Annotated in this window: 1 rRNA gene; it reads right to left on the bottom strand. The window is 56.5% G+C overall.

Annotated features, from left to right (window positions below):
- Positions 1 to 35: 35 nt before the first annotated feature.
- A 23S ribosomal RNA gene (locus tag AB0424_RS30935) occupies positions 36 to 1,878 on the bottom strand; the annotation flags it as partial.

The following is a 1,878-nucleotide window of genomic DNA, read 5'->3' as shown; positions in this document are numbered from 1 at the left end:
TTGCTTCAGAACTAACACAGTGGACGCGAGCAACTGAGGACAAGCCCTCGGCCTATTAGTACCGGTCAGCTCCACCCATTACTGGGCTTCCACATCCGGCCTATCAACCCAGTCGTCTACTGGGAGCCTTACCCTCTCAAGGAGGTGGGAATACTCATCTTGAAGCAGGCTTCCCGCTTAGATGCTTTCAGCGGTTATCCCTCCCGAACGTAGCCAACCAGCCATGCCCTTGGCAGGACAACTGGCACACCAGAGGTTCGTCCGTCCCGGTCCTCTCGTACTAGGGACAGCCCTTCTCAATATTCCTACGCGCACAGCGGATAGGGACCGAACTGTCTCACGACGTTCTAAACCCAGCTCGCGTACCGCTTTAATGGGCGAACAGCCCAACCCTTGGGACCGACTCCAGCCCCAGGATGCGACGAGCCGACATCGAGGTGCCAAACCATCCCGTCGATATGGACTCTTGGGGAAGATCAGCCTGTTATCCCCGGGGTACCTTTTATCCGTTGAGCGACGGCGCTTCCACAAGCCACCGCCGGATCACTAGTCCCGACTTTCGTCCCTGCTCGACCCGTCGGTCTCACAGTCAAGCTCCCTTGTGCACTTACACTCAACACCTGATTGCCAACCAGGCTGAGGGAACCTTTGGGCGCCTCCGTTACCCTTTGGGAGGCAACCGCCCCAGTTAAACTACCCATCAGACACTGTCCCTGATCCGGATCACGGACCGAGGTTAGACATCCAGCACGACCAGAGTGGTATTTCAACGGCGACTCCACCATGACTGGCGTCACGGCTTCAAAGTCTCCCACCTATCCTACACAAGCCGAACCGAACACCAATATCAAACTGTAGTAAAGGTCCCGGGGTCTTTCCGTCCTGCTGCGCGAAACGAGCATCTTTACTCGTAGTGCAATTTCACCGGGCCTATGGTTGAGACAGTCGAGAAGTCGTTACGCCATTCGTGCAGGTCGGAACTTACCCGACAAGGAATTTCGCTACCTTAGGATGGTTATAGTTACCACCGCCGTTTACTGGCGCTTAAGTTCTCAGCTTCGCCAAGACGAATCTTGACTAACCGGTCCCCTTAACGTTCCAGCACCGGGCAGGCGTCAGTCCGTATACATCGCCTTACGGCTTCGCACGGACCTGTGTTTTTAGTAAACAGTCGCTTCTCGCTGGTCTCTGCGGCCACCCCCAGCTCACGGAGTAAATCCGATCACCAGTGATGGCCCCCCTTCTCCCGAAGTTACGGGGGCATTTTGCCGAGTTCCTTAACCATAGTTCACCCGAACGCCTCGGTATTCTCTACCTGACCACCTGAGTCGGTTTAGGGTACGGGCCGCCATGAAACTCGCTAGAGGCTTTTCTCGACAGCATAGGATCATCCACTTCACCACAATCGGCTCGGCATCAGGTCTCAGCCTTAATGTGTGACGGATTTGCCTATCACACGGCCTACACCCTTACCCCGGGACTACCACCGCCCGGGCTGGACTACCTTCCTGCGTCACCCCATCGCTTACCTACTACCACCTTGGGTCGACGGCTCCACCACTTTCCTTTCCCCGAAGGGTCCGGAACGGCTTCACGGCCTTAGCATTAATGGGCTCGATATTGGGCGTTTCAAAGCGGGTACCGGAATATCAACCGGTTGTCCATCGACTACGCCTGTCGGCCTCGCCTTAGGTCCCGACTTACCCTGGGCAGATCAGCTTGACCCAGGAACCCTTAGTCAATCGGCGCACACGTTTCTCACGTGTGTATCGCTACTCATGCCTGCATTCTCACTCGTGAACCGTCCACAACTCGCTTCCGCGGCTGCTTCACCCGGCACACGACGCTCCCCTACCCATCACAGCACCCGTTGGGGCT

Origin of the sequence: Streptomyces sp. NPDC051180, from assembly GCF_040689545.1 — a bacterium.
Classification (GTDB): Bacteria; Actinomycetota; Actinomycetes; order Streptomycetales; family Streptomycetaceae; genus Streptomyces.
Note: the sequence above shows the minus strand (reverse complement) of the source record. Positions and strands in the feature narration are given on the sequence as shown.